Genomic DNA, 26,911 nt, shown 5'->3' with positions numbered 1-26,911 from the left:
ACATCCTCCTTACGGCTCCCCGCCGTAATGGAGGATCGATTGGGCTACCGTTCCATTCTCACCGTAGCCACGCGCGCAGACAGCGTGGCCCCCGTCATCGCCACTGCCTCGGCCTTCGCCCAGCGCGAAGACGCCCATCTGGAAGTGCTGGCGCTTGGCCTCGACCGCTCGCAGTTGGGCTATTACGCGCTCAGCGGTTCCGACGCGATGATCCACATTTCCCAGGACGAGGCCGAGGAGGATGCGCGCCGCATCAGCGCCGCCGCCCGCGCCGCGCTGGAGGCCGAGGACCCTGCCCTGCGCTGGACCGTCGAAGGCGGCGTCGCGCAGATGGGCAGCCTGCCGACGCTGGTTGCCGCCCGCGCCCGGTTCGCAGACCTCGTCATCATGCCGCGCCCCTATGGCGAAACCCTCGGCCCGGTGGACGAGGCCGCAGTCGAGGCCGCCATGTTCGAGGGTCAGGCCCCGATCCTCGTCCTGCCCGACACGCCGGTTGACGGCGCGACCATCGGTCGCCGCGTCGCTGTCGCATGGAACCAAAGCCGCGAGGCGCTGGTCGCCATCCGCCGCGCCCTGCCTTTGCTGATCGCGGCATCGAAGGTCGATATCGTCATCGTGGACCCTCCCACGCATGGCCCGGAAAAGACCGATCCGGGCGGGATGCTCAGCCAGATGCTGGCCCGGCATGGGGTCAGGGTCGAAGTGTCGGTGCTGGCCAAGACGATGCCCAAGGTGTCCGAGGTCCTGTCGCGCCATGTCACCGAAACCGGGGCCGACCTTCTGGTCATGGGCGCCTATGGCCATTCTCGGTTTCGTCAGGCGATCCTTGGCGGGGCGACGCGCTCGATGCTGGAACAGGCCGCGTTTCCCGTGCTGATGGCGCATTAGGGCGCGCGGCAGCCGCGTTCGCCGATGGCCCCCGGATGGGGGCTTGAGGCGGACGCGTCACCCCTCGACCAGCGCCACCATACGCGGCAGGCACACCGTCCGCAGATCATAGGCGTTGATGACCCGCCGCCGCGCCGCCTCGCGCAGAGGGCGGAACTTGTCGGGATCGGCCAGCGCCTCGGTCATCACGCGCGACCAGCCGGGGATGTCAAAGAAATCGACCAGCAACCCGTTCTTGCCGTCCCGGATCACCTCGCGCACCGGCGGCGTGTCCGACCCGATCACCAGCGCCCCGGCAGACATCGCCTCCAGCATCGACCAGCTCAGCACGAACGGATAGGTCAGGTAGGCATGCGCCCGGCTGACCTGCATCAGCGACCGAAAGGTCTGATACGGCACCTTGCCGATGAAATGGACGCGGGACATGTCGATCCGCCCCTCCACCTCCGACAGGAACTTGCCCTTCCAGGTCCCTTCCTCCGGCGCGCTGCCATAGCTGACCTCGTCGCCGCCGACGATCACCACCTGCGCTTCGGGCCGTGCCTCCAGCACCTCGGGCAGCGCGCGGATGAAGGTGTGATACCCGCGATACGGCTCCAGATTGCGGTTCACGAAGGTCAGCACCTCCTCCCCCGCCCGCAGGACGCGCCCGTTTGGCAAAGTCACCGATGCCTCGGGATCAGGGGCCATGACCGACGTATCCACCCCGTCATGAATGACCGAGATCGTTCGCCGCAATGCGCGCGGATAGGTTCCGGCCTGCCACTTGGTCGGCGACACGCCCTCGTCCGCGTGCAGCAGCGATTGCGCCAGATGGGCCGCACGCGATTGCGCGATCATCACCTGATCGAACCCCGCCTGCCCGAATTCCAGATCGAACCCGACATCCTGACCGATGCCCGAATAGTAGAACTCGGCATACACGATCAGACGCGCTTCGGGCCAGACTTCCTTCAGGAACAGCGTCTCGCCCCAGCCGGAATGGCCGAAGATCACGTCGGGGACATAGCCCTCGGCCTTCATGCGCAACGCCGCGCGGGCGGCATGGACGCCGCGATCGGAATGGGTGGTGAAGTTGCGCCCAAGCCGGGTCTGCGCCGGGAGCACCGGCTCGGGCGTGAAGCTGTAGCGGACGGAAGGGATATCCAGAACGCGCCGGTTGTTGCCGTCGGTCAGGGCACGAACGTCATGCCCACGCGCCTGAAGTTCTGGCGCCAGATACAGGAACTGGCCCGGGAAGTTCTGGTGAACGAACAGGACCTTCATTCGACCCCCTGAAAGGCGGCGGCAAGCAATGCGCGGGTGTAATCCGATTGCGGGTTGGCGAAGACCTCGGCGGCGTCGCCGGCCTCGACCACGTCGCCGTTCCGCATGACCATGATCCGGTGCGAAAGCGCGCGCACCACACGCAGATCGTGGCTGATGAACAGATAGGCCAAGCCATGTTTGCGTTGCAGCCCGCGCAGAAGCTCCACGATCTGCACCTGCACCGTCATGTCCAGCGCCGATGTCGGCTCGTCCAGCACGACCAGCTTGGGCCGCAGGATCATCGCGCGGGCAATCGCGATCCGCTGCCGCTGCCCGCCCGAGAATTCATGCGGGTATCGTCCCATCGCCGCGGGGTCCAGCCCCACCTCGGCCATGATCTCGGCCACCATCTCGCGCCGGTTCCGGCTTGGGTCGATCTGATGCACGCCCAGACCTTCGGCGATGATCTGTTCCACCGTCATGCGCGGCGACAGGCTGCCGTAAGGGTCCTGGAACACCACCTGCATGTCGGCGCGCATCCCGCGCGTCGCCCGCGCGCGAAGCCCTTGGACGTCGCGGCCCATGAACACCACCGGCCCTTCGGAGGCAATCAGCCGCAGCACTGCCAGCGCCAGCGTCGTCTTGCCCGACCCCGACTCGCCCACCACGCCCAGCGTTTCCCCCGCGCGGATCGAGATGCTGGCCTCGTTCACCGCCTTCACATGGCCCGTGACGCGGCGCAGCAGCCCGCCATGCACCGGAAACCACACGCGCAGCTTTTCGGTGCGCAGGATTTCGGGCGCATCGGCCAGCGGCTCCGGCCCGCCCGACGGCTCGGCCGCCAGAAGCTTTTGGGTGTAGGGATGCTGCGGGTTCGCAAAAACCTGCGCCGCCGCGCCCTGTTCGACGATCACGCCGTTCTGCATCACGCAGACGCGATCCGCGATCCGGCGCACCACGTTCAGATCGTGGGTGATGAACAGCATGCTCAGCCCCTCGCGCGCCTTGAGGTCCGCCAGAAGGTCGAGGATCTGCGCCTGAATGGTCACGTCAAGCGCGGTGGTGGGTTCGTCGGCGATCAACAGTTCCGGCCCGTTGGCCAGCGCCATGGCGATCATCACCCGCTGCCGCTGCCCGCCCGAAAGCTGGTGCGGGTATGCCCCCAGACGGCTCTCCGCGTCCCGGATGCCGACCTTGTTCAAAAGGTCCAGCACCCGCGCCCGCGCCGCAGCCCCTTTCAGGCCTTGGTGCAGGGTAATGCTTTCGGCCAACTGCCGCTCGATCGTGTGCAGCGGGTTCAGGGAGGTCATCGGCTCCTGAAAGATGAAGCTGATGTCGTTGCCGCGCACCTTCCGCAAGGCCGCCTCGGACGCGCCGACCATCTCGGCCCCGTCATAGCGGATGGAACCCGCAACCTCGGCGCTGTCAGGCAGAAGCGAGACCGTGGACAGCGCCGTGACCGACTTGCCCGATCCGCTCTCGCCCACCAACGCGACGGTTTCGCCCTTGCCGACGCTGAACGAAACCCCCCGCACCGCATGATGGGTGGCCCCGTCCTGACGGAAGCGGATGTTCAGGTCGGTGACCTCAAGAACGCTCATTTGAAGGTCTTTCGCGGATCGAAGGCATCGCGCACGCCTTCGAAGATGAACACCAGCAGCGACAGCATGATCGCAAAGGCGAAGAAGGCGGTGAAGGCCAGCCACGGCGCCTGAAGGTTCTGTTTCGCCTGAAGCGTCAACTCTCCCAGCGAGGGCGCGGAGGATGGTAGCCCGAAGCCGAGGAAGTCCAGCGTCGCAAGGCTGGCGATGGCCCCGGTGATGATGAAGGGCAGCATGGTCAGCGTGGCGACCATCGCGTTGGGCAAAACGTGCCGCCACATGATCTTGCCGTCGCCAACCCCAAGCGCCCGCGCGGCGCGGACGTATTCGAAATTGCGCGCCCGCAGGAATTCCGCCCGCACCACGCCCACCAACGCCGTCCAGCCGAACAGCACCGTCAGCCCCACCAGCAGCCAGAAGTTCATCTGCCAGATCGCCGCGACGATGATGATGATGTAAAGCGTTGGCGTGGACCCCCAAAGTTCGATGATGCGCTGGAAGATCAGGTCGGTCAGCCCGCCGAAATAGCCCTGCACCGCCCCCGCAGCCACCCCCATGATCGAAGTCAGAAACGTCACGATCAGCGCGAACCCGACCGACAGGCGGAAGCCGTAGATCACCCGCGCCAACACGTCGCGCGCGGTGTCGTCGGTGCCCAGCAGGTGGTTCGCATCCGGGGGCGACGGCGCCGCGCGGCCCAGATTGTTGATCGTGTCATAGCTGTAGGGGATCGGCGGCCAGAGCATCCAGCCATCCCCCTGCGCCGCCGCAACCGGATCGTCGAAGCAATCCACCGACCCGCCGGACACGATCAGGCATTGCACCTCGGGGGCGCGGTAATCGGCCTCGGTCTGGAAATCGCCGCCGAAGGCGGTTTCGGGATAGAACTTGGCGACCGGCACGAACCATTCGCCGTTATGGCTGACCAGCAGCGGCTTGTCGTTGGCGATCAGCTCGGCGAACAGCGACAGGCCGAACAGCACGGCAAAGATCCACAGCGACCAGAAGGCGCGGCGGTTGGCCTTGAAGTTGCGCCAGCGGCGGGCGTAAAGCGGGCTCATCCACGGCTCCCGAAGTCGATGCGCGGGTCGATCCAGACATACATCAGGTCGGACAGCAGCCCCACCAGAAGCCCAATCAGCCCGAAGACGTAAAGCGTGCCGAAGATCACCGGATAGTCGCGGTCGATCGCCGCCTGAAGCCCAAGCCGCCCCAGACCGTCAAGCGAGAAGATCGTCTCGATGATCAGGCTGCCGCCGAAGAAGACGCCGACGAACACCGCCGGGAAACCCGCCACCACGATCAGCATGGCGTTGCGGAAGACGTGGCCGTAAAGCACGCGGCTCTCGGTCAGGCCCTTGGCGCGGGCCGTCATCACGTATTGCTTCTTGATCTCGTCCAGAAAGCTGTTCTTGGTCAGCAGCGTCAGCGTGGCGAAGCTGGCGATGGTGGACGCCGCGACCGGCAGCGCGATGTGCCAGAAGTAATCGGCGATCTTGGCAAGCAGCCCCAGCTCCGCCCAGTTGTCCGACACCAGCCCCCGGGTCGGGAACCATTGCCAATATGACCCCCCAGCGAACAGCACCAGCAGCATGATCGCGAACAGGAACCCCGGTATCGCATAGGCGACCACGATCACCGCCGAGGTCCATGTATCGAACCGCGTTCCGTCCCGCACCGCCTTGCGGATGCCCAGCGGGATCGAGATGGCATAGGCGATCAGCGTGGACCACAGCCCAAGCGAGATCGAAACCGGCATCTTCTCCAGCACCAGATCCACGACCGAGATCGACCGGAAGTAGCTTTCCCCGAAATCGAAGCGCAGGTAGTTGCCCATCATCGTCAGGAACCGTTCCAGCGGCGGCTTGTCGAAGCCGAACTGGCGTTCCAGATCGTCGATGAACTCCGGCGGCAGCCCCCGCGCGCCAAGATAGCGGTCATCTCCGCCCCCCTGCTGCGCGCCCGAGATCTGCGAAAAGGCATCGCCCGACCCTTCCAGCCGCGCCAGAACCTGTTCGATCGGGCCGCCCGGCACGAATTGCGTCAGCACGAAGTTGATCAGCATGATCCCGATCAGCGTCGGGACGATCAGCGCCAGCCTGCGAAGGATATAGGCGAGCATCTAGCGCAGCGCGCCCTGCGCCCGAAGCGCGTCGAACTTGGACTGGTCGAACCACCACAGCCCATCGCCGCGCGAATAGGGCGGCTGCTCCGGCGGCTGGCCGAACACGTCCCAATAGGCGACCAGATATTGCCCGCTATACCAGTTCGGCACCCAGAGCTGCTTGGAACGCAGCACGCGGTCCAGCGCGCGGGCGCGGGTGTCCAGCTCCTCGCGCGTTTTCGACTGGATGACGCGTTCGACCAGCTCGTCCACCACCGGATCGGCGATGCCCGAGATATTGGCCGAGCCCTGCGCACTCGCCGCGTCCGAGCCGAAAAGCTGCCGCAGTTCCAACGACGGGCTGGTGGACATCGCGAACCGCCCCGGCATGATGTCGTAGTTGAAGTCCTTCTGCCGCTGCTGCATCTGCGCCGAGTCGATCCGCGTGAAGCGGGCATCGACGCCCAGACGCCGCAGGTTGGCGACATAGGGATTCACGACACGGTCCATGGTCGGATTATCGTCGATGAATTCGATGGTCAGCGCCTGGTTGTTGGAATTGCGGCGGATGCCATCCTCGCCAACGGGCCAGCCGGCATCGTCCAGCAGTTTCGACGCGCGGCGCAATTCGCGCCGGTCAAGCTGCTGCTCGCCGCTGACGGGCGGGGTGAATGCGGGCGCGTCGAAGACCTCGGGCGGAAGCTGGTCGCGGAACTCCTCCAGCAAGGCCAGCTCGTCGCCCTCGGGCAGACCTTCGGCCTGAAGCGGCGAGTTTTCGAAGAAGCTGTCGGTGCGGTTGTAAAGCCCGTAGAACAGCGTCTGGTTGGTCCATTCAAAGTTGAACACCGCCGCGATGGCCTCGCGTACGCGGGGGTCCTGAAACTTCTCGCGCCGCAGGTTGAACCAGAAGCCCTGCGTGCCGGAGGGCGAATTGTCGGGCAGTTCGGCCTTGACGATGTGCCCCTCGTTCACCGCGGGGAAGTTGTAACCCGTGGCCCAGATCAGCGACGAGAACTCTTGCTGGAACAGGTAATTGCCGGATTTGAACGCCTCGAACGCCGCCGTGTTGTCGAAATAGTACTCATAGCGGTAGCAGTCGAAATTCGCGCTGCCGATGTTCACCGGCAGGTCCTTGGCCCAGTAATCCGGGTTGCGGCAATAGGTGATCGACCGCCCCGGCTGGGCGTTCTGCACGATATATTGGCCCGACCCGACCGGCGGGGTCATGGTGGATTGTTCAAAATCCACGTCTTCATAGTAATGCTCGGGCAGGATCGACAGCCCGCCCGCCAGCATCGGCAGATCGCGCGTGGCGGCGCCTTCGCGGAAGGTGAACTTCACCGTGTGATCATCCAGCGCCTCGACGCTTTCGATGTCCTTCAGGATGATCTTGTAGACGGGCGAGCCCTTTTCCATCAGCACATCGAAGGTGAAAACCACATCCGCCGCGGTGATCGGCTGGCCATCGGAAAACTTCGCCTCGGGGCGCATGTGGAAGGTGACCCAACTGCGATCCTCGGGGTATTCGAGGCTTTCGGCGATCAGGCCATAGGCGCTGTCCGGCTCGTCCGGCGATCCCGACAGCAGCGCGTCGTAAAGCAGCCCCAGCCCCTGCGCAGGTTCGCCCCGCAGGATGAACTGGTTCAGGCTGTCGAAGGTCTGGCTGGCCCCGGTGCCGCGAAAGCTCATGGTGCCGCCTTTGGGCGCATCGGGGTTCACGAAGTCGAAATGGGCGAAACCTTCGGGGTATTTCAACTCGCCGAAGGTGGATATGCCATGGGCGTGGATGATCCCCTCTGCATCCGGGGTCGGCACGAAGGCGGGCTCCTGCGCCGATGCGAGGCCCCCGACCGCCGCGAACCCGCAGATCAGAGCCAAACGCCGCGCCAAGATCCGTTTCGCCATGCCATGCTCCTGCAATCCAACTCGCGTCATCGTAGGCCGCTTGCCGCACCGACCTCAAGTTGCGAATGCGTGAGATATGCGGCACGCCGCGCAAAAGGCCACGGGGTATGGTAAGCTCGGGCCGGGAGGATATCGCGATGTCGGACAGCGAGGCGATTCTGGCGACCCTGCGGCGGCAGGAGGATGCGGTTGCGAAAGGCGATGTGGGCGGCGTCATGGCCCCGATCGCGGACGGGGCCGAGATGTTCGACCTGCCCCCGCCGCTGCGATACGCACATGACCCCGCGCGCGTGGCCGACGGCCTGCGCGACTGGTTCGGCACGTGGGAGGGCGGCGTGACGACACGGCTGGAAGACCCGCAGGTGATCGTGGACGGCGATGTTGCCGTCGTCTTCGGGCCCAGCCGGATGCGCGGCATCAAGACGGGCGCAGGGCCGCTGGATGCGTGGAACCGCCGCACGGTCGTGCTGCGCCGGATGGGCGGCACATGGCGGATCGTGCATGAACACGGCAGCTATCCGATGGCGATGGATGGCAGCGGGCGCGCGATGACGGAACTGGTGCCGGAATAGGCCGCCCCGAGGGGCGGCGCGACGTTACTGCGTTTGCAGCCACGCGATCAGGTTCGCGCGTTCTTCGGGGTTGGGCAGACCGGCGAAGGTCATCTTGGTGCCCGGCGCATAACCGCGCGGGTTTTCAAGGAAGTCGCTCAGGTTTTCCGCCGTCCATGTATCACCCGCCATTCCGGCCAGCGCAGGGGAATAGGCGAAGCCCTCGGACGCGGCCTTGGCCTTGTCCACGATGCCGTCCAGATGCGGGCCGGTGGCGTCCGTGCCGTCCAGCTTGTGGCAGGCCTTGCACTTGTTGAACACGGCCTCGCCCTTCGACGCATCGGCAGCGGCCAGCAGGTCCGCGAAGGGCACGGCATCCTCGGCCGCGACTTCTTCGACCCCGGTGTCGATTGTATAGGCCTGCGCATGTTCCTCGTCGCCATGGCTCGGCGTGCTGGTGGTATAGAGCGCCTCCGCCGCCCACGACCCCAGAAGAAGGACGAGCAGCGAGCCGCACCCGGCGCCCACCACTTTCGTCATCGTCATCGTATCGAACATGTCGCTTGGTTCCCTGGCCTCATGTCTCCTCGGCACCCATCTATCCGCTTCCCTCCTTTCGTTTCAAGCGATAGTCGTTCCGGGACCAGCCTTTGGGGAGACAGACATGACCGGACGCATCGCCTTTCAGGGGGAACTTGGTGCCTATTCCCACGCCGCCTGCCGTCAGGCCCGGCCGGGGATGGAGGTGATCCCCTGCCGCACCTTCGAGGATGCGATCGAGGCTTGTCGGTCGGGCGAGGCCGATCTGGCGATGCTGCCGGTGGAAAATTCGACCTATGGCCGCGTGGCGGACATCCATTCGCTGCTGCCCAATTCCGGCCTGCACATCGTGGACGAGGCTTTCGTGCGCGTGCAGATCAGCCTGCTGGGCGTTCCGGGCGTGACGCTGCCCGAGGTGAAGCGCGCGATGAGCCATACGGTGCTGCTGGGACAGGTGCGCGAGTTCCTGAAGGATCACGGAATCACGGCGGTCACGGGCGCGGATACCGCCGGATCGGCGAAGATCGTGGCGGAAAAGGGCGAGCGGGAACTGGCGGCGCTGGCTTCGGACCTCGCGGGCGAGATCTACGGCCTCGACGTGCTGGCGCGGGGGATCGAGGACCAGTCGAACAACACGACGCGGTTTCTGGTCATGTCGCGGGTGGCCGATCCGTCGCGGCGGGCACCGAAGATGGTCACGACCTTCACCTTCCGGGTGCGCAACATCCCGGCGGCGCTTTACAAGGCGATGGGTGGCTTTGCGACCAATGGGATCAACATGACCAAGCTGGAAAGCTACATGGTCGGCGGATCCTTCGTCGCGACCGAGTTCTATGCCGACATCGAGGGCCACCCGGAAGATCCGAACGTGAAACTTGCGCTGGAGGAGCTGGCCTATTTCACGACGCATGTGAACGTGCTGGGCGTCTATCCCCGCGGGTGACGGGGGGGGACCGCCCGGCTCAGGCCCCGCCGGGGCCATCGCCGGGCGGTGCTGCCGCTAGACCCACTTGGCCAGCGGCGGCAGGGACATCAGGACGGCATTGGCGTCATGCCCTGATTCCAGACCGAATTTCGTGCCCCGGTCATAGACAAGGTTGTATTCGGCATAGAGCCCACGGTGGACCAACTGCGCATCGCGGTCGGCCTCCGACCACTCGGTATCGCGGCGCAGATCGGCCAAGGGCAGGAACGCGGGCAGGAACGCCCGCCCCACGGCCCCGGTGAAGGCGAAATCCGCCTCCCAGTCGCCGGTGTTCAGATCGTCATAGAAGATGCCGCCGACGCCCCGCGCCCGGCCCCGGTGCGGGATGAAGAAATACTCGTCCGCCCATGCCTTGAACCGGGCGTAATAGTCGTGCCCGTGATCGTTGCAGGCCGCGCGCAACGTGTCGTGGAAATGCGCGGTATCCTCGGGATATTCGATGCAGGGGTTCAAATCCGCCCCGCCGCCGAACCACCACGCGCCGGGGGTCCAGAACATCCGCGTGTTCATATGCACCGCCGGGCAATGCGGGTTTCGCATGTGGGCGACGAGGCTGATCCCCGATGCCCAGAAGCGTGGGTCCGCATCCATCCCCGGCACGCCCCGCGCCGCCATCGCCTTCTGCGCCGGACCGGACAGCACCCCATGCACGGTGGACACGTTCACGCCCACCTTCTCGAACAGCCGCCCGCCACGCATCACGCTCATCAGGCCGCCGCCGCCATCGGGCCGCGTCGTCGGCGTCACCTCGAACCGGCCCGGTGGCAGGTCCGACCGGGTCGTATCCTCCGCCGTCTCGAACGCGGCGACGATCGTGTCGCGAAGGCTGCGAAACCATTCGGAGGCGCGGGTTTTCTGCTGGTCCATGGGTCTTCTCCTATGCGCCCCGGTCTATCACCCGGCGCGGATGCGGGCCATTGGAATGGGCGCAACCTTGCGCTAAATATTGCCGCAGAGGAGACATGCGATGAAACGCCTTTCCATTCTTCCCCTGCTTCTGATCCTCTCGGCCTGCGCCACGCAGCAGGAACGCTGTATCAGCACCGTCACGCGCGACCTGCGCACGGTGGAAAGCCTGATCGCGAAATCGGATGCCACGCTTCGCCGCGGCTATGCGCTGGAAGAATACGAAACCTCCCGCCCCGTCTATCGCCAGTGCGGCTGGTATCCCCGCGTGCTGAGCGATGGGCGCGTGGTCGCGGGCGCGCCGCGCATGTGCTGGGACGATGTGACCGAAACGCGGACGCGGGCCAAGGCGGTGGACCTGAATCAGGAACGCCGCCTGCTGGAAGGGCTGCGGGAAAAACGCACGCAGCTTGCCGCACAGGCCGGCCCCGCCGTCGCCCGCTGCGAGGCAGCCTTTCCCGAAGAATAAGGCACGCGGCAGCACCGCCCGGCGATGGCTTCCCGCAAGGGAGGCCTGAGCCGGGCGGTCCCCCCGGCTACCGGGGGGCCGCCGCCCGCCGCAGCCGGTCGTTGATCGCCAGCCCCAGCCCATGTTCTGGCACCGGCGCGACGGCGATCACGCCATCCTCGCCCGCCAGCCGGTCCGCCTCGCGCAGCATGTGGAACAGGTTCGCCGCCGCTTCCACCAGATCGCCCGAGGGCGACAGATCCAGCCCCCCCGTCCCGAAGCCGATCGCGACCTCTCCCGGCCCTGCCACCGCGTTCAGTCGCACCCGCCCGCGCGGCGCGTAATGCGACAGAAGCTGGCCCGGCGCGGACGGCGCGGACGCGTCCCCGCCCATGGCCAGCGGCCCCAGAACCGCCTCCAGCGCCTCGCGCGGAACGCCGCCGGGGCGCAGCAGCACCGGCGCGCCCACCAGCCCGAGGATCGTCGATTCCACCCCGACCGCCGAAGCCCCGCCCTCCAGCACCGCCTCGATCCGGCCCGAAAGCCCGTCCAGCACATGCGCCGCCCGCGTCGGGCTGATCCGCCCGGATGGGTTCGCCGACGGCCCCGCCAGCGGTCCGCCGAAATCGCGCAGCAAGGCCCGCGTCACAGGATGCGCAGGAACCCGCACCGCCACGCTGTCCAGCCCCGCCGTGACCAGCGGCGACAGGCCCGCATCCTCGCGCAGCGGCAGAACCAGCGTCAGCGGCCCCGGCCAGAACTGCGCCAGCCGTCCGAAGCCCTCCGGCAACACGGCATATCGCGCCACCGCCTCGGCATCCGGCAGATGCACGATCAGCGGGTTGAACTGCGGCCGCCCCTTCGCCTCGTAGATCCGCGCCACCGCCGTATCCGACCGCGCATCGCCGCCAAGGCCATAGACAGTCTCGGACGGGAACGCGACCAGCCCGCCACCGCGCAGGATCAGCGCGGCCTCGGCGGTATCTGTCAGAAGGCGGGTCTCCATGACGCAGCGTCCCGTATTGCTGGCGGAAAACCCTTGGCTATCCTCCCCCCCTGCCGCATGCAAGGAGGAGACGATGCCCTATACCGCCCCGCTGGACGACTTCCGCCTCCTGAGCGACCTGCAAGGCACCGACGATGCCCATGACATCCTGACCGGGGCCGCACGTCTGTGCGAAAGCACCCTCGCCCCGCTGCAACGCATCGGCGACACCCATCCCGCGCGGCTGGAGAATGGCGTGACCCGCACCCCGCCCGGTTTCGCCGAAGGCTACCGTGCCATCGCGGATGGGGGCTGGATCGGCATCTGCGCCTCGCCCGACCATGGGGGCCTTGGCCTGCCGCTGTCGGTCGCGACCGCCGTGAACGAGATGATGGCCTCGGCCTGCCTTGCGCTGCAACTGAACCCGCTGATGACCCAAGGCCAGATCGAGGCGCTGGAGCATCACGCCGGCCCCGAGATGAAGGCGCTGTATCTGCCGAAGCTCATCTCGGGCGAATGGTCTGGCACGATGAACCTGACCGAACCGCAGGCCGGGTCCGACGTGGGCGCGCTGACCACCCGCGCGGTGCCGGAGGGTGATACCTTCCGCATCACGGGGCAGAAGATCTTCATCACATGGGCCGACAACGACTTTACCGACAACGTCTGCCATCTGGTGCTGGCCCGCCTGCCGGATGCACCTGCCGGGACCAAGGGGATCAGCCTGTTCATGGTGCCCAAGATCCTGCCGGATGGCAGCCGCAACGCGCTGCGCGTCCTGAGCCTGGAGCACAAGCTGGGCCTGCATGGATCGCCCACCGCCGTGATGGAGTATGGCGGCGCGACGGGCTGGATCATCGGCGAGCCGCACAAGGGCATGGCCGCGATGTTCACGATGATGAACAACGCCCGCCTTGGCGTCGCGACCCAAGGCATCGGCGTGGCCGAAGCCGCCTGCCAACTGGCCGAGGCCCATGCCGCCCAGCGCATCCAGAATGGCCCCATCGCGAACCATCCCGATGTGCGCCGGATGCTGGCCCGGATGCGGGCGGAAACCTTCGCAGCCCGCGCCATCGCCCTGTCCTGCGCTGCCGCCGCCGATGCGGGGAACACCGCCCGCGCCGCCTTCCTGACGCCGATCGCCAAATCCTTCGGCACCGAAACCGGGATGCGGGTCGCGGACCTTGGCATTCAGGTCCATGGCGGCATGGGCTATATCGAGGAGACCGGCGCGGCCCAGCTTTGGCGCGACGTGCGCGTGACCGCGATCTACGAAGGCACCAACGGCATCCAGGCCATCGACCTGATCGGGCGCAAGCTGTCGGATGACGGTGCCGCCGCCTTCGCCCTGCTGGACGAGATGCACCCCGATCTTGCCGAAGCCGCGCAGACCCTGCGCCATGTCACGCAGGCGCTTCTGGCCCGTACGGTGCAGGACCGTCTGGCCGGCGCCGCGCCCTATCTGCGCGCCTTCGCGCTGACCTTGGGCACCCACTGGCACCTGCGCGCCGCCGAGGCAGACCCCGCCCGCGCGCCCCTCGCCCGCTTCATGCTGCGCAATGTGTTGCCCGAGCACGCCGCCCTCGCTGCCGAGGCGCTGGAGGACGTGCCAAGCGCGTGACAGAACAAGCGGAATCGGCTATTGGGCGAACAGAGGACAAGGGAAGGAACGGACCCGTGGCGGAACACAAAGTCGGCAGCATGGACATCACCACCCAGGAGAAGACCTTCGCGGGCTTTCTTTGGTTCGTGAAATGGGGCTGCATCCTGATCGCGGCGATCCTGATCTTCCTCGCGCTCGTCAACATCTGATGCGCCTGATCCTGTGCCTTCTGGGGCTGCTGACCCTTGCCGCCTGCGCCGAGCCGAAATGGGCCGATGACGCGGCCGTCACCCGCGCGGTCTATACCTCGCAGGCACCGACTTCGGTCACGCTGTTCACCGTGGTGCGCAAACGCGACGGGTCCAGCGGGCATTCGGGGCTGATGGTGAACGGGGCGCAGCGGATCATCTTCGACCCCGCCGGAAGCTGGAACCACCCCGACGTGCCGGAACGCAACGACGTGCTGTATGGCATGACGGACAAGATGGTCGCCTTCTATATCGACTACCACGCGCGCGAGACTTATGACGTCGTCGAACAGACCGTCCCCGTCACGCCGCAGGTCGCGGCCATGGTGGCGCAGCGCATGCAGTCCTATGGCGCGGTTCCCAAGGCGCATTGCGCCCGCGCGATCACCGGGGTGCTGGACGGTGTGCCGGGGTTCGAGGATGTGGGCCGCACATGGTATCCCACCAAGCTGATGCAGCGGTTCGACCAGCTTCCGGGCGTCGTGAAACGCACCATCACCGATGACAGCGCCGACAAGAACCACGGCGTTCTGCTGGTGCAGGCGGGCGATCCGCGCCTGACCAACTAACCGATCAGGGCGAGGGTGGCGTAAAGCACTGCCGCCCCCGCCCCGATCGCCCAAAGCGTATTTCTGGTCCAGACCGCCACCGCGATGGTGGCCGCAGCCGCCGCAAGCCGCGCGGGGTCGGGCTGTCCGCCCGTGGCGGCGGGCCAAAGCACCCCCGGCGCGATCAGCGCGGGCAGAACCGCCACCGCCGTATAGCGCAGGTGCCGCAGCGCCCATTCCGGAAACTGCCGCCCACCCGCAAAGGCCAGAAAGGACAGCCGCAGCAGGTATGTCCCGACCCCGAGGCCGATGATGATGATCCAGAGCTTCATGCCGCGCGCCTTTTCTGCCAAAGCTCGACCTGCGCGCCGACCACCATCGCCAGCGCAGCCGCGACCAGAACGCCCGTGCCATAGGGCAGAAACGCAAAGAACAGCGACGCTGCAACCGACACGATGCAGGCCGCCACATGCGGCAAGGTCCGCAGCATGGGCCCGATCATCGCAAGGAAGGTGATGGGCAGCGCGAAATCCAGCGCCATCCATGGGGGGATCGCACTGCCCGCGACCGCGCCGATCAGCGTCGCCAGATACCACGCGGGCATGATCGTCGTCGAAGCCCCCGCGAAATAGGCGACCTTCTGCGCGGTCGTCATCTCCCTCCGCTCGAACTCGGACATGCTGCCGGCGAAGTTCTGATCGACCAGCGCATAGGCGATCAGCGCCCGCTGCCACATCGGCGCCGCGCCGAAATGCGGGGTCAGCGCGGCGGAATACATCGCCAGACGCAGGTTCACCGCCAGCGCCGTGGCAAGGATGATCAGCGTCGGTGCATTTTCGGCATAAAGCTGAAGCGCCGCGAATTGCGAGGCGCCCGCGATGACCAGCACGGAAAAGCCCATCACCTCCAGCAGGTTCAGGCCCGCCTCGGTCCCGACGACACCGAACAGCAGACCAAAGGGAGAGACCACGAAGACGAAGGGGATGGAGCCGCGGAGCCCGTCCCGGAAGGCCGACATGACGATACCTCGGGGGTTTACGAATTGCCTTGCGACGGGCATAGGCGGATCATGGGACGGATGCAACGGCGGCGGATGGAATGCGTATCTTCGGCGTGATCCTTGCGGGGGGCGAAGGGCGGCGGATGGGCGGCGCGGACAAGGCGCTGTTGCCGCTTGGCGGCGTGCCGATGGTCGCCCGCGTCCGCGCAAGGCTGGAGCCGCAGGTGGGGGCGCTGGCGATCTCGGCCAATGGCGATCCGGCGCGGTTCCGCGGCACGGTCCTGCCGGACGACGATCCGCAGGGGCCGCTTTCCGGGGTTCTGGCGGGGCTGCGCTGGGCGGCGGGGCTGGGTGCGGATGCTGTCGTGACCGTGCCGGTTGATGTGCCTTTCCTGCCCGGGGATCTGGTGCCGATGCTGTGCCTGCACTGGCCAGGCGCGGCGCTGGCGCGGGCGGGCGGGCGTCTGCACCCCACCTGTGCGCTTTGGCCGGTTTCCGCGCTCTCCGCTCTGGAGGCATGGCTGGGTTCGGGGCAGCGCCGGGTCGGGGACTTCGCTGCCAGCATCGGGGCGACGCCAGTCGATTTCCCCGATGGGCGCGAGTTTCTGAACCTGAACACCCCCGAGGATCTGGCTGCCGCCAAGGCGCTGCTGTGAGGATCGAGCGCGGCCTGCCGGACGCGATGCGCGATCAGGCCGCCGCGCTCTATTGGGAGGCGTTCGGCCCGAAGCTGGACCGCGTGATGGGGCCGTCCCCGCGCGCCCGGGCCTTCGTCGCCCGCGCGATCCGCACCGATCATGTCATCGCGGCGACGGATGGCGGCCAGCTTCTTGGCCTTGCCGGGTTCAAGACCGCCCAAGGCGCCTTCGTCGGAGGGTCCGCACTGGAGCTGCGTCGCGCCTATGGCTTCTTCGGCGCGGCATGGCGCGGAATCGCATTGTCGATGCTGCACACGGATGTGGACAACGAACGCTTTCTGATCGACGGGCTTTGCGTCGCCGCACCGTGGCGCGGACAGGGCATCGGCACCGCGCTGATCGCCGCCATCTGCCACGAAGGCGCAAGACGGGGATATGACGCGGTGCGGCTGGATGTGGTGGACACGAACCTGCGCGCGCGGGCGCTCTATGAACGGCTGGGCTTCGTTGCCGTCGGAAGCGACAGGCTTGGGGCCGCCGCGCCCCTGTTCGGGTTCGGCGCGACGGTCACGATGGTGCGCGGGCTTTAGTCGAAGGTGCCTGTCGCGCGGCCCAGCAGCATGAAGGCGCGGGAGGTCCGCGTCTGGCCGAACCATTCCAGTTCGGTATCCGTCGCCGCGCGGATGAAGCCCGACACGCTGCGGTCGAAGGCGCGCAGGAAGTGATGTGCGGCATCGCGGAAAATCTGATCATCGCGCATCCGCTGGCCGACGATGTTCAGCACATTGCGGTCCGTGACGCCGCCAAGCTGGGCAACCGACGGCCCACGCTCGCCCGCGCCGAACCGCCGCCATGCTTCGGCCGGGGCCGGTTCGGACGCCAGATCATCCATGAACACCCCGTCCTGCGACAGCAGCGTCAGCACATCCTGCGCGGCGCGGATGACCTTGGCCGTGTCGTGATCGGCCAGCGCGAGGTTCAGCGCGTTGATCCCTTCGGCATCATCCTCGGAATCGGGGAAGTTCATGGCGACGATGTAATCCGCGATGGTCAACTGCGACGGCTCCGGCACGTCCAGCGCGAAGACGGTCTGTTCTTCGGGCGGCGGCGCAGGCTGCGGCGGTGCGCGCACGGCAGAGGGGCGCGGCGGGGCATTCTGACGCTGCACGTCCAGCGCCATCCGCAGCCGTTCCGCCTCGGCCCGCAGCAGCCGGACCGATCGCAGGCTGGAAACCAGCCCCACGATCATCGCCAGCGGCAGCACCATCAGGAACGCCGTCATCAAAAGCCCCGGCCCCTGCCCCTCGGGCTGCGACAGCCACCAGAACAGCAGGACACCGAACCAAAGCGCGCCCGCGATGGCGCCAGCCACCTCGATCTGACCCAAGGGCTCGTCGGGATGGGTTTTCACCGGACCGTTCATCAGACGTAACGGACCGTCAGCACCTCGTAGCTGCGGTCGCCTCCGGGGGTCTTCACTTCGACGGTGTCGCCTTCGTCCTTGCCGATCAGCGCACGGGCCAGCGGCGAGCGCATGTTCAGAAGGCCCTTTTCCAGATCCGCCTCCGGCTCGCCCACGATCTGATAGGTGCGCTCCTCCTCGGTATCCTCGTCCACCAGCGTGACGGTCGCGCCGAACTTGATCGCGCCCGACAGTTTCGTCGGGTCGATCACGTCGGCCATGCCGAGCATCGCTTCCAGCTCCTTGATGCGGCCTTCGATGAAGCTCTGCTTTTCGCGGGCGGCGTGGTATTCGGCGTTTTCAGACAGATCGCCATGTTCGCGCGCTTCGGAAATCGCGCGGATCACGGCGGGGCGCTCGACCGATTTCAGGGTCTTGAGTTCTTCGTCCAGCGCGGCAAAACCCGCGCGCGTCATCGGGATCTTTTCCATCGGCCCTTACCAGTAAAAGCAAAGCCACGGGCCCGAAATGGGCGCGTGACTTGGGTCTGTCTTCCTGATCACCTGACCCGATGGGCGCGCCGAATGCAAGCACAATGCCGGAAGCAGGCGGAAGCGTGTCGCAACGCGGCGCGTCGGTGGCGGGAAAGTGCTGTCGGGTCAAGATTGACCTTGGCTGGCCCTTGCGTCACAAAACCTTGTTTCAAGATCAGCCAGGGGTAAGGCACCCCAGCCGGGAGCGATAGCATGACCACACGCGAATCGATGGAATATGACGTTGTCATCGTCGGCGGGGGTCCTGCGGGTTTGTCGGCGGCGATCCGGCTGAAGCAGCTGGATGCGGATCTGTCGGTCGTCGTGCTGGAGAAGGGGTCCGAGATCGGGGCGCATATCCTGTCGGGTGCGGTTCTGGACCCGGTGGGGCTGGACGCGCTGCTGCCCGACTGGCGGACGCGCGGCGCGCCGATCAGCGTCGAGGTGACGGAGGACAACTTCTACCTTCTGGGCGAGGCGGGAAAGATCCGGGTTCCGAACTGGCCGATGCCGGGGCTGATGAGCAATCACGGCAATTACATCGTCAGCATGGGCAATGTCTGCCGCTGGCTGGCGAAACAGGCCGAAGCCTTGGGGGTGGAGATCTTTCCGGGCATGGCTGCGTCGCAGCTGGTGATGGACGGGGACCGCGTGAAGGGCGTGGTCGCGGGCGAGTTCGGGCTGGAGGCGGACGGAACGCCCGGCCCGAACTACGAGCCGGGGATGGAGTTGCACGGGAAATACGTCCTCTTGGGCGAAGGCGTGCGCGGCAGCCTGTCGAAACAGGTGTTCCGGAAATACGACCTCGGCGCTGGTCACGAGCCGCAGAAGTTCGGCCTTGGGATGAAGGAGATCTGGGAGATCGATCCCGAAAAGCACCGGCTTGGCACCGTGACGCACACGATGGGCTGGCCCCTGGGCAAGAATGCGGGCGGCGGGTCGTTCATCTATCACGCTGAAAACAATCAGGTTCTGATCGGCTTCGTGGTCCATCTGGGGTATGAGAACCCCTATCTCTATCCGTATCAGGAGTTTCAGCGGTTCAAGCATCACCCGATGGTGGCCGAACTGCTGAAGGGCGGCAAACGTGTGGCCTATGGCGCGCGGGCGATCACCGAGGGCGGCTGGCAGTCGTTGCCGAAACTGGTCGCACCCGGCGTGGCGCTGCTGGGTTGCAGCGCCGGGATGGTCAACCTGCCGCGCATCAAGGGCAACCACAACGCCATGCTGTCGGGCAAGGCCGCCGCCGAGGCGGTGGTCGAGGCCCTGCGCGCGGGCCGCGAGGGCGACGAGCTGACCGCATACGAGACCGCCGTGCGGACGGGTCCGATCGCCGCCGACCTGAAGCCGGTGCGCAACGTCAAACCGATCTGGTCGCGCTATGGCCTCATGGCCTCTCTGGCCGCCGGGGGGCTGGACATGTGGACGAACAGCCTGTTCGGCCTGTCATTCTTCGGCACGGTCAAACACGGCAAGACCGATGCGCAGGCGACCGGCAAGGCCGCCGACTTCGCCCCCATCGACTATCCCAAACCCGACGGCAAACTGTCCTTCGACCGGCTGACCAACGTGGCGTTTTCCTTCACCAACCACGAGGAATCCCAGCCCGCGCACCTGAAGCTGACGGACCCGTCCATCCCCATCGCCTATACCCTGCCGACCTTTGCCGAACCCGCGCAACGCTACTGCCCGGCGGGGGTGTATGAGGTCGTCGAGAACCGCTTCGTCATCAACTTCCAGAACTGCGTCCACTGCAAGACCTGCGACATCAAGGACCCGCCGCAAAACATCACATGGACAACGCCCCAAGGCGGCGATGGGCCGAATTATCCGAACATGTAGATCACTTCCGCGGCATAATTCCGCGATTTCGGGCAAGCGGGGCGTGAAGCGTTTGCCTCTGCCCCTGCCCGCCCCTATCCTCGCCGGAACGCCGCCGGAGTAGTCATGCGCAGACCGAACCTCGCCCGCCCCGCATTCGCCCTGATCCTTGCCTTGATGGCGCAGGGCGCTCTTGCGCAGGATTCCGGTGCCTATCTTGCCGCGCGGGTGGCTGGCAGCGACCGTGACCACCGCGCCGCCGCGGCGTGGTTTTCCAAGGCGCTGATCTCGGACCGGCAGAACCCGGCGCTGATGGAAGGCGTCATCATCGCCAATATCGCGCTGGGCGATTTCGAAAAGGCCGCCCATGCCGCACGCGCGCTTCAGGCGACGGGGCTGAAAAGCCAGTCGATGACGCTGGCCTTGCTGGTGGAATCGCTGAAGGCCGACGATTACGCCGCCGCTCTTGGCGCGCAGCAGGATCTGCACGCGGTCGGCGCGCTGCTGGAACGGCTGGTCACGGCCTGGGCGCAGCTTGGCGACGGGCGCGTGACCGAGGCGCTGGCCTCTTTCGACGCCATCGCCGGGACCGAGGGGCTTGAGGCGTTCGGCCTTTACCACAAGGCGCTCGCCCTGGCTTCGGCCGGCGATATGGAGGGGGCGGATGCCATCCTTGCCGGCAAGGATGGCCAGGGCATCGCCCTTCTGCGCCGGGGTGTCATCGCCCATGCCGAGATCCTGAGCCAGCTTGAACGGACCGAGGATGCGCTGGCCGTGCTGGACGGTGCCTTCACCGCCGACGATCCCACCGTCGCGCCGCTGCGGGCCAAGCTGGCTGCGGGCGAGGCGCTGGACTACGACATCGCCCGCAATGCCCGCGAGGGGATTGCCGAGGTGTTCTACACCCTTGCCGCCGCGCTGAGCGGAGAGGCGGAGGATGGATATACCCTCGTCTATACCCGCGCCGCCGCCGCGCTGCGCCCCGATCACACCGAAGCCATCGTCATGAGCGCGGACCTGCTGGCCGCGCAGGGGCAGACCCCGCTGGCGATCGAAACCTATGCCGCCGTGCCCGAAAGCGATCCGCTTTACGTTGCCGCCGTCGTCGGCCGGTCCGAGGCGATGTTCGCCGAGGATCGCGGCGCGGACGCGATCGAAGTGTTGAAGGTGCTTGCGTCCGACCATCAGGACGCGCTGTCCGTCCAGCTTGCGCTTGGCGATGCGTTGCGGCGCGAGGAACGGTATCCCGAAGCCATCACCGCCTATGACAAGGTGGAGGCGCTTCTGGGCACACCGGACCGCCGCCACTGGCCGATCTTCTTCAGCCGCGGCATGTCGCATGAACAGCTGGACCAGTGGGACGAGGCCGAGGCCGACCTGCGGCAGGCGTTGGCACTGGACCCGGAACAGCCGCATGTTCTGAACTATCTGGGCTATTCGCTGGTGGAACAGGGGCGCAATCTGCCCGAGGCGCTGGACATGATCGAACGCGCCGTCGCCGCCCGCCCGGACAGCGGTGCGATTCAGGACAGCCTCGCATGGGCCTTCTTCAAGCTGGGCCGCTTCGACGAAGCCGTGGCCCCGATGGAAAAGGCGGCCGAGCTGGAGCCGGAGGATGCGATCCTGACGGACCATCTGGGCGACGTCTATTGGGCCGTGGGACGCAAGACCGAAGCCCGCTTCCAATGGCGCCGCGCCCTGTCGTTCGAACCGGACGAGGCGCTGGAGACGCGCATCAAGCGCAAGCTGGAGATCGGGCTGGACGGCGTGTTGTCCGAAGAAGGCCAAGGCGCCTTCGCAACCAAGCTGGCCCAGAACGCTCATGGCAACTGACGCCTTCGCGCGGGCGAAGGTGAACCTGACGCTGCACGTCACCGGGCGGCGGGCCGACGGCTATCACCTGCTGGACAGTCTGGTCGTGTTTGCCGGGGTGGGCGATAGCGTCACCGCGCAGGACGGCGCGATGTCGCTGACCGTGGACGGTCCCGAGGCGCAGGCGCTGGTGGGCGAGAACCTCGTGACCCGCGCGGCGGCGCTGATGGGCGGTGCGCGGCTGCATCTGGAAAAACGGCTGCCTGTGGCGTCAGGGATCGGTGGCGGTTCTGCCGATGCGGCGGCGACGCTTCGGGCGCTGGAACGGATGGGCCGGCCCTTGCCCGATCCAGCGGCGGTTCTGGGTCTGGGCGCGGATGTGCCGGTTTGCCTCTTGGGCCGCGCCGTGCGGATGACCGGCGTGGGCGAGGGGCTGGAGCCTGTGGCGGTGCCGCCCGCATGGCTGGTGCTGGCCAATCCGCGCGTGGCGGTTTCGACCCCGCAGGTGTTTCGCACGCTGGATGGGTTCGGCCCGCCGATGCCAGAGGTTCCGGCCTTTGCAGATGCGCTCGCTTTGGCGCGCTGGCTTCATACGACCCGCAACGACATGGAACCTGCGGCCATCCGCATCGCCCCGGTCATCGCGGATGTGAAGGCGGCGCTGACCGCCCTGCCCGGCTGTTTGTTCGCCCGCATGTCTGGATCGGGCGCAACCTGCTTTGGCCTGTTCGGGACCGAGGCCGAGGCCCGCGCCGGGGCGGCAGCCCTGCCCGCGGAATGGTGGACCGCCGCCGCGCCGATGGAAGGTTAGCGGATACGCGCCACGACGTAATCGGCCAGATCGCCCAGCAGATCGCGCAGCACGTGATCGGGCAGCGGCGACAGCGCATCCTTGGCGCGCCCGGCCCATGCCAGCGCGTCGGCCCGTGCCGCCTCCATCGCGCCGTGCCGCGCCATGATCGCCTGCGCCTGCGCCAGATCGCCGTCGTGCTGGTCGCCCTTGGCGATGGTGCGTGTCCAGAAGGCGCGTTCGTCCGCATCAGCCTTCGCCACCGCCTTGATGACCGGCAGGGTCAGCTTGCGTTCGCGGAAATCGTCGCCCACGTTCTTGCCGATCGCATCCGCCGATCCGCCGTAATCCAGCAGATCGTCAACGATCTGGAACGCGATGCCCAGCGCGTCGCCATAGTCGCGCAACCCCGTCACCTGCGCGTCGGAAGCGCCGGCGATCATCCCGCCCACCTCGGTCGCGGCGGAAAACAGCGCCGCCGTCTTGCCGCGCACCACCTGAAGATAAATTTCTTCGGTCGTCGCAAGATCCTGCGCGGCGGTCAGTTGCAGCACCTCGCCCTCGGCAATGGTCGCGGCGGCGTTGCACAGCACGTTCAGGATATCCAGACGCCCCGGCTCGACCATCAGCTGGAAGGACCGCGCGAACAGGTAATCCCCGACCAGCACCGATGATTTGTTGTCCCACAGCAGGTTCGCGGTGGGCCGCCCCCGCCGCCGCTGGCTTTCATCGACCACATCGTCATGCAGCAGCGTCGCGGTGTGGATGAATTCGACCGTCGCCGCCAGATGGATGTGGAAGGGGCCGCCATAGCCGCAGATCCGTGCCGCGGCCAGCGTCAGCATCGGGCGCAGGCGTTTGCCGCCCGCCTCGACCAGATGTGCCGTCACCTCGGGTATGCGCGGGGCATGGCGCGAGGCCATGCGATCGCGGATCAGCGCGTTCACCGCGTTCATGTCGTCTGCCAGCCAGCTCGCCAGCCGGTCGTGCGGTTTGTGGGAAAGCTCGTCCACGTGAACCCCATCTCTCGACAAGCCGTGGCCTGCCGCCTATCAAATCTGGATGAAGGAGCTTCTGCGCACCACCGACCCAACCGTGATCGCTTTCGCCCAGGCGCTGCTTCAGGGCGAGGGTATAACCAGCTTTCCGATGGACGTCCACATGAGCATCCTCGAAGGCGGCATCGGCATATTCCCGCGCCGGTTGATGGTGGCGGATGCCGACCATTTCATCGCGCGCAAGGTCATGGAAGACAACGACATCCCATGTTCGCCCCCGAGCAACTGACCGAGGACGGCTTCCTTGGCGGGCGGTTGCGGGTGCTGCAACCGCGCGAAGGGTATCGTGCGGCCACCGATCCGGTGCTGATGGCCGCCGCCGTGCCTGCGCTGCCGGGGCAGACGGTGCTGGAGCTGGGCTGCGGCGCGGGGGTGGCAAGCCTGTGCCTTGGCCGCAGGGTTGCCGTCGGGCTGACGGGGCTGGAGATCCAGACCCCCTATGCCGCGCTGGCGCGCGAGAATGCGGCGCGCAACGGGATCGACATGCAGGTCGTCGAGGGGGATGTCGCCGCGATGCCGATCCGCGGGGCGTTCGATCATGTCATGGCCAACCCGCCCTATTACGCGGGCGGCACCGCTTCGGCGGATGCAGGGCGCGATCTGGCCTTGCGCGAAGGGCTGCCGCTGGCCGATTGGCTGGCGGCGATGGCGCGGCGGCTGCGGCCCGGCGGCTGGGCGACGCTGATTCTGGGCGCGGACCGTTTGCCGGATGCGATGCGCGGGATGCCGGGAACGCTCGGCTCGGTCACGGTCCTGCCTCTGGCAGCCCGCGAGGGGCGGGCGGCAAAGCGGATCGTCGTGCAGGCGCGCAAAGGCGGGCGTGCGGCGTTCACGCTGGCAGCGCCATTCATCCTTCATGCGGGCGCGGCACATAATCAGGACGGTGACGATTTCACAGATCCGGCCCGCTCAATTCTCCGGCAGGGCTGCGGCTTTCCGCAGCCATTGGGGCGCTGCATCAGCATCTCGCCGCCAAGTGGTCAAAGAGACAGGTGACACGACTCGAAAGCTGTGTCGTAATTCTTTTACACGCAATCAGAAGGAGAATGGAATGACGATCGCTTCGCACCTGCAGGAACTGCGCCGCAAGCACGAATCCCTCTCGGACAACGTGGTCGCCGCACAGCGGCAGCCCTCCACCGACCCGCTGACGATTGCAGAGATGAAGAAGCAGAAGCTTCGTCTGAAGGAAGAAATCAGCCGCCTGTCGCAGGCCTGAAGGAAAGGGCGCCGACGTTCCCCGTCGGCGCCCTGCGATCAACCCAAGGTTGCATCACGCGAAATACTGGCCGCCATTGGCGGTCAGGGTCGACCCGGTGATGAAGCCCGCCTCGTCAGAGGCCAGAAAGACCACGGCGCGCGCGATTTCCTCGGGCTCGCCCAAGCGCCCCACCGGGATCTGCGGCAGGATGCGCTCCTTCAGAACCTTCTCGTCGATGGCACGCACCATCTCGGTCCCGATATAGCCGGGGCAGATCGCGTTGACGGTGATTCCCGCGCGTGCGCCTTCCTGAGCCAGCGCCTTGGTGACGCCCAGATCGCCAGCCTTGGCTGCGGAATAGTTCGCCTGTCCCGCCTGCCCCTTCTGGCCGTTGATGGACGAGATGTTGACCACGCGCCCGAATTTGCGATCCCGCATCCCCGACCAGACCGGATGCGTCATGTTGAAGACGCCGTTCAGGTTGGTGTCGATCACCTCGCGCCATTGCTGGGGCGTCATCTTGTGGAACATGGCATCGCGCGTGATGCCGGCATTGTTGACCAGCACCTCGACGGGACCGATCTCCGCCTCGACCTTGGCGATTCCTGCGGCGCAGGCATCGTAATCGGCGACCGACCATTTGAAGGCGGGAATGCCCGTATCGGCCGTGAATTTGGCTGCAGCGTCGTCATTTCCGGCGTAGTTCGCGGCGACGCGATACCCGGCGGCCTTCAAAGCGATGGAAATGGCGGCCCCGATGCCACGGGTGCCCCCCGTGACCAATGCAACTCGCGACATTCGTCCCCCCTTTGGATCCTTGCGGCGCGGTAGTCCGCCGCGCCATTTCAGTTTCAGATTTTTTCGATGCACATGGCAACGCCCATTCCGCCCCCGATGCACAGCGTCGCGAGACCTTTCGCCGCATCACGGCGTTTCATCTCGAAAATCAGGGTGTTGAGGATACGCGCCCCCGATGCGCCGATGGGGTGGCCGATGGCGATGGCGCCGCCGTTGACGTTCACCAGATCGGTGTTCCACCCCATTTCCTGATTCACGGCACAGGCTTGCGCGGCGAAGGCCTCGTTCGCTTCGATCAGGTCCAGATCGGCGGCGTTCCAGCCCGCCTTCTTCAGCGCCTTGCGGCTGGCATAGATCGGGCCGACGCCCATGATCTTGGGGTCCAGACCCGCCGTGGCATAAGAGGCGATGCGGGCCAGCGGGGTCAGACCCCGGCGCGCGGCTTCATCTTCGGACATCAGCAGCACCGCCGCCGCACCGTCGTTCAGCCCCGATGCGTTGCCCGCGGTGACAGAGCCGTCCTTGGCGAAGGCGGGACGCAGCTTGGTCATCGCATCGATGGTCGCGCCATGACGGATGTATTCGTCGGCATCGACCACGGTCTCGCCCTTGCGGGTCTTGACGGTGAAGGGGACGATCTCGTCCTTGAAACGCCCGGCCTTCTGCGCGGCTTCGGCCTTGTTCTGGCTGGCCAGCGCGAATTCATCCTGCTGTTGGCGGCCGATCTGGTATTGGCTGGCGACGTTTTCGGCCGTCTGGCCCATGTGATAGCCGTTGAAGGCGTCCCACAGCCCGTCCTTGATCATCGAATCGACGAAGCTCATGTCGCCCATCTTCTGACCGTTGCGCAGATTGGCGACATGGGGCGACAGGCTCATGTTCTCCTGCCCGCCCGCGACGACGATCGACGCATCGCCCAACTGGATGTGCTGCGCGCCCAGCGCGACCGCCCGCAGGCCCGATCCGCAAACCTGGTTGATCCCCCAGGCCGAGCTTTCCTGCGGCAACCCGGCAAGGATATGTGCCTGACGCGCCGGGTTCTGCCCCTGCCCCGCCGTCAGCACCTGACCAAGGATCGTCTCCTCGACCTCGGCCTTCTCGACCCCTGCGCGGCGGACCACTTCCTCGATCACGGCGGCGCCGAGTTCATGTGCGGGGATGCCGGCGAAGGCTCCGCCAAAGCTGCCCACGGCGGTGCGTGCGGCCGATACGATAACGACATTGGTCATGCGACTTCTCCCAGGTCCACCGAACTCTCTCTAGAATTGGGTAAGGATCGAAAATGACAAGGGGAAGAC

Annotated in this window: 30 protein-coding genes; 15 read left to right on the top strand and 15 right to left on the bottom strand. The window is 66.5% G+C overall.

Annotation, left to right across the window (positions count from 1 at the left end):
* The first annotated feature begins 39 nt into the window (after nt 1-39).
* Entirely contained in the window at nt 40-888 is an 849-nt protein-coding gene (locus tag E2K76_RS06765) for a universal stress protein (RefSeq protein ID WP_136683524.1), read from the top strand.
* 57 nt (nt 889-945) lie between these two features.
* Here the strand turns inward: E2K76_RS06765 and E2K76_RS06760 are convergent, their stop codons facing one another.
* The 5 genes from E2K76_RS06760 to E2K76_RS06740 are packed head-to-tail and all read right to left on the bottom strand — an operon-like array spanning nt 946 to nt 7,746.
* The gene (locus tag E2K76_RS06760; RefSeq protein ID WP_136683523.1) at nt 946-2,154 is read right to left on the bottom strand and encodes a glycosyltransferase; all 1,209 of its coding nucleotides are present in this window, start codon (nt 2,152-2,154) and stop codon (nt 946-948) included.
* Nucleotides 2,151-3,737 carry an ABC transporter ATP-binding protein gene (locus E2K76_RS06755; RefSeq protein WP_136683522.1) on the bottom strand — a complete coding sequence of 529 codons (1,587 nt, stop codon included), beginning with the start codon at nt 3,735-3,737 and terminating at the stop codon, nt 2,151-2,153. Before E2K76_RS06755 ends, E2K76_RS06760 begins: the two co-directional genes overlap by 4 nt.
* On the bottom strand, nt 3,734-4,798 hold the full coding sequence (locus tag E2K76_RS06750; RefSeq protein ID WP_136683521.1) for an ABC transporter permease: 1,065 nt from the start codon (nt 4,796-4,798) through the stop codon (nt 3,734-3,736). The genes E2K76_RS06755 and E2K76_RS06750 overlap by 4 nt, the downstream gene beginning before the upstream one ends.
* Nucleotides 4,795-5,859 carry a microcin C ABC transporter permease YejB gene (locus E2K76_RS06745; protein WP_136683520.1) on the bottom strand — a complete coding sequence of 355 codons (1,065 nt, stop codon included), beginning with the start codon at nt 5,857-5,859 and terminating at the stop codon, nt 4,795-4,797. The genes E2K76_RS06750 and E2K76_RS06745 overlap by 4 nt, the downstream gene beginning before the upstream one ends.
* Nucleotides 5,860-7,746: an extracellular solute-binding protein gene (locus E2K76_RS06740; protein WP_169053225.1), complete on the bottom strand. Its 1,887-nt coding sequence runs from the start codon at nt 7,744-7,746 to the stop codon at nt 5,860-5,862. It lies immediately after the preceding gene.
* A 137-nt stretch (nt 7,747-7,883) separates the two neighbouring features.
* Between E2K76_RS06740 and E2K76_RS06735 the strand changes: the two genes are divergently transcribed.
* Nucleotides 7,884-8,318, top strand: coding sequence for a YybH family protein (locus E2K76_RS06735; protein ID WP_169053224.1), 435 nt, complete (start codon nt 7,884-7,886; stop codon nt 8,316-8,318).
* A gap of 24 nt (nt 8,319-8,342) precedes the next feature.
* Here E2K76_RS06735 and E2K76_RS06730 read toward each other — a convergent pair whose 3' ends face one another.
* Nucleotides 8,343-8,855: a c-type cytochrome gene (locus E2K76_RS06730; protein WP_136683517.1), complete on the bottom strand. Its 513-nt coding sequence runs from the start codon at nt 8,853-8,855 to the stop codon at nt 8,343-8,345.
* Nucleotides 8,856-8,961: 106 nt separating this feature from the next.
* Here E2K76_RS06730 and E2K76_RS06725 point away from each other — a divergent pair, with 106 nt between their 5' ends.
* The gene (locus tag E2K76_RS06725) at nt 8,962-9,780 is read left to right on the top strand and encodes a prephenate dehydratase (protein ID WP_136683516.1); all 819 of its coding nucleotides are present in this window, start codon (nt 8,962-8,964) and stop codon (nt 9,778-9,780) included.
* A gap of 57 nt (nt 9,781-9,837) precedes the next feature.
* Here the strand turns inward: E2K76_RS06725 and hemF are convergent, their stop codons facing one another.
* Nucleotides 9,838-10,689: an oxygen-dependent coproporphyrinogen oxidase gene (hemF, locus tag E2K76_RS06720; RefSeq protein WP_136683515.1), complete on the bottom strand. Its 852-nt coding sequence runs from the start codon at nt 10,687-10,689 to the stop codon at nt 9,838-9,840.
* Between the two features lie 100 nt (nt 10,690-10,789).
* Between hemF and E2K76_RS06715 the strand changes: the two genes are divergently transcribed.
* The gene (locus E2K76_RS06715) at nt 10,790-11,197 is read left to right on the top strand and encodes a hypothetical protein (RefSeq protein ID WP_136683514.1); all 408 of its coding nucleotides are present in this window, start codon (nt 10,790-10,792) and stop codon (nt 11,195-11,197) included.
* Between the two features lie 67 nt (nt 11,198-11,264).
* On the opposite strand, the gene E2K76_RS06710 is transcribed toward E2K76_RS06715, so the two are convergent.
* Entirely contained in the window at nt 11,265-12,182 is a 918-nt protein-coding gene (locus tag E2K76_RS06710) for an L-threonylcarbamoyladenylate synthase (RefSeq protein WP_136683513.1), read from the bottom strand.
* 73 nt (nt 12,183-12,255) lie between these two features.
* Between E2K76_RS06710 and E2K76_RS06705 the strand changes: the two genes are divergently transcribed.
* The 3 genes from E2K76_RS06705 to E2K76_RS06695 are packed head-to-tail and all read left to right on the top strand — an operon-like array spanning nt 12,256 to nt 14,581.
* A complete protein-coding gene (locus E2K76_RS06705; protein ID WP_136683512.1) occupies nt 12,256-13,782 on the top strand; it encodes an acyl-CoA dehydrogenase in 1,527 nt (508 codons plus the stop codon).
* 56 nt (nt 13,783-13,838) lie between these two features.
* Nucleotides 13,839-13,973, top strand: a complete 135-nt coding sequence (locus E2K76_RS06700) for an aa3-type cytochrome c oxidase subunit IV (protein ID WP_136683511.1) — start codon at nt 13,839-13,841, stop codon at nt 13,971-13,973.
* Nucleotides 13,973-14,581, top strand: a complete 609-nt coding sequence (locus E2K76_RS06695) for a hypothetical protein (protein WP_136683510.1) — start codon at nt 13,973-13,975, stop codon at nt 14,579-14,581. Before E2K76_RS06700 ends, E2K76_RS06695 begins: the two co-directional genes overlap by 1 nt.
* On the opposite strand, the gene E2K76_RS06690 is transcribed toward E2K76_RS06695, so the two are convergent.
* Both E2K76_RS06690 and E2K76_RS06685 read right to left on the bottom strand, forming a co-directional pair.
* A complete protein-coding gene (locus tag E2K76_RS06690) occupies nt 14,578-14,892 on the bottom strand; it encodes an AzlD domain-containing protein (protein ID WP_136683509.1) in 315 nt (104 codons plus the stop codon). The genes E2K76_RS06695 and E2K76_RS06690 overlap by 4 nt on opposite strands.
* Nucleotides 14,889-15,578, bottom strand: coding sequence for an AzlC family ABC transporter permease (locus E2K76_RS06685; RefSeq protein WP_136683508.1), 690 nt, complete (start codon nt 15,576-15,578; stop codon nt 14,889-14,891). The genes E2K76_RS06690 and E2K76_RS06685 overlap by 4 nt, the downstream gene beginning before the upstream one ends.
* A gap of 80 nt (nt 15,579-15,658) precedes the next feature.
* Here E2K76_RS06685 and mobA point away from each other — a divergent pair, with 80 nt between their 5' ends.
* Nucleotides 15,659-16,216, top strand: coding sequence for a molybdenum cofactor guanylyltransferase MobA (gene mobA, locus E2K76_RS06680; RefSeq protein ID WP_136683507.1), 558 nt, complete (start codon nt 15,659-15,661; stop codon nt 16,214-16,216).
* Nucleotides 16,213-16,788 (top strand): GNAT family N-acetyltransferase, encoded by a 576-nt coding sequence (locus E2K76_RS06675; RefSeq protein ID WP_394343928.1) that lies wholly within the window; start codon nt 16,213-16,215, stop codon nt 16,786-16,788. The genes mobA and E2K76_RS06675 overlap by 4 nt, the downstream gene beginning before the upstream one ends.
* Here E2K76_RS06675 and E2K76_RS06670 read toward each other — a convergent pair.
* Both E2K76_RS06670 and greA read right to left on the bottom strand, forming a co-directional pair.
* The gene (locus E2K76_RS06670; protein ID WP_136683506.1) at nt 16,785-17,609 is read right to left on the bottom strand and encodes a hypothetical protein; all 825 of its coding nucleotides are present in this window, start codon (nt 17,607-17,609) and stop codon (nt 16,785-16,787) included. The genes E2K76_RS06675 and E2K76_RS06670 overlap by 4 nt on opposite strands.
* An 11-nt stretch (nt 17,610-17,620) precedes the next feature.
* Nucleotides 17,621-18,091 (bottom strand): transcription elongation factor GreA, encoded by a 471-nt coding sequence (gene greA, locus E2K76_RS06665; RefSeq protein WP_169053223.1) that lies wholly within the window; start codon nt 18,089-18,091, stop codon nt 17,621-17,623.
* 255 nt (nt 18,092-18,346) lie between these two features.
* Between greA and E2K76_RS06660 the strand changes: the two genes are divergently transcribed.
* The 3 genes from E2K76_RS06660 to E2K76_RS06650 all read left to right on the top strand — a co-directional run bounded on the left by E2K76_RS06660 (nt 18,347) and on the right by E2K76_RS06650 (nt 22,577).
* Entirely contained in the window at nt 18,347-19,975 is a 1,629-nt protein-coding gene (locus E2K76_RS06660; protein WP_136683505.1) for an electron transfer flavoprotein-ubiquinone oxidoreductase, read from the top strand.
* 105 nt (nt 19,976-20,080) lie between these two features.
* Nucleotides 20,081-21,787 (top strand): tetratricopeptide repeat protein, encoded by a 1,707-nt coding sequence (locus E2K76_RS06655; RefSeq protein WP_136683504.1) that lies wholly within the window; start codon nt 20,081-20,083, stop codon nt 21,785-21,787.
* Nucleotides 21,777-22,577 carry a 4-(cytidine 5'-diphospho)-2-C-methyl-D-erythritol kinase gene (locus E2K76_RS06650; protein ID WP_136683503.1) on the top strand — a complete coding sequence of 267 codons (801 nt, stop codon included), beginning with the start codon at nt 21,777-21,779 and terminating at the stop codon, nt 22,575-22,577. The genes E2K76_RS06655 and E2K76_RS06650 overlap by 11 nt, the downstream gene beginning before the upstream one ends.
* On the opposite strand, the gene E2K76_RS06645 is transcribed toward E2K76_RS06650, so the two are convergent.
* A complete protein-coding gene (locus E2K76_RS06645; RefSeq protein ID WP_246032918.1) occupies nt 22,574-23,512 on the bottom strand; it encodes a polyprenyl synthetase family protein in 939 nt (312 codons plus the stop codon). The genes E2K76_RS06650 and E2K76_RS06645 overlap by 4 nt on opposite strands.
* A 106-nt stretch (nt 23,513-23,618) precedes the next feature.
* Here E2K76_RS06645 and E2K76_RS06640 point away from each other — a divergent pair, with 106 nt between their 5' ends.
* The 3 genes from E2K76_RS06640 to E2K76_RS06630 are packed head-to-tail and all read left to right on the top strand — an operon-like array spanning nt 23,619 to nt 24,833.
* Nucleotides 23,619-23,843, top strand: coding sequence for a putative signal transducing protein (locus tag E2K76_RS06640; RefSeq protein ID WP_136683501.1), 225 nt, complete (start codon nt 23,619-23,621; stop codon nt 23,841-23,843).
* On the top strand, nt 23,822-24,610 hold the full coding sequence (locus tag E2K76_RS06635; protein ID WP_136683500.1) for a tRNA1(Val) (adenine(37)-N6)-methyltransferase: 789 nt from the start codon (nt 23,822-23,824) through the stop codon (nt 24,608-24,610). The genes E2K76_RS06640 and E2K76_RS06635 overlap by 22 nt, the downstream gene beginning before the upstream one ends.
* 55 nt (nt 24,611-24,665) lie before the next feature.
* The gene (locus tag E2K76_RS06630) at nt 24,666-24,833 is read left to right on the top strand and encodes a YdcH family protein (protein ID WP_136683499.1); all 168 of its coding nucleotides are present in this window, start codon (nt 24,666-24,668) and stop codon (nt 24,831-24,833) included.
* 54 nt (nt 24,834-24,887) lie between these two features.
* On the opposite strand, the gene phbB is transcribed toward E2K76_RS06630, so the two are convergent.
* Both phbB and E2K76_RS06620 read right to left on the bottom strand, forming a co-directional pair.
* Complete coding sequence (phbB, locus tag E2K76_RS06625) at nt 24,888-25,613, bottom strand: acetoacetyl-CoA reductase (RefSeq protein ID WP_136683498.1); 726 nt, start codon at nt 25,611-25,613, stop codon at nt 24,888-24,890.
* Between the two features lie 53 nt (nt 25,614-25,666).
* Nucleotides 25,667-26,842 carry an acetyl-CoA C-acetyltransferase gene (locus E2K76_RS06620; RefSeq protein WP_136683497.1) on the bottom strand — a complete coding sequence of 392 codons (1,176 nt, stop codon included), beginning with the start codon at nt 26,840-26,842 and terminating at the stop codon, nt 25,667-25,669.
* Nucleotides 26,843-26,911: the final 69 nt, after the last annotated feature.

Source organism: Falsirhodobacter xinxiangensis (assembly GCF_004959935.1).
GTDB lineage: Bacteria > Pseudomonadota > Alphaproteobacteria > Rhodobacterales > Rhodobacteraceae > Falsirhodobacter > Falsirhodobacter xinxiangensis.
The sequence above is the reverse complement of the archived record's forward strand: the minus strand, read 5'-3'. Positions and strand labels throughout refer to the sequence as shown.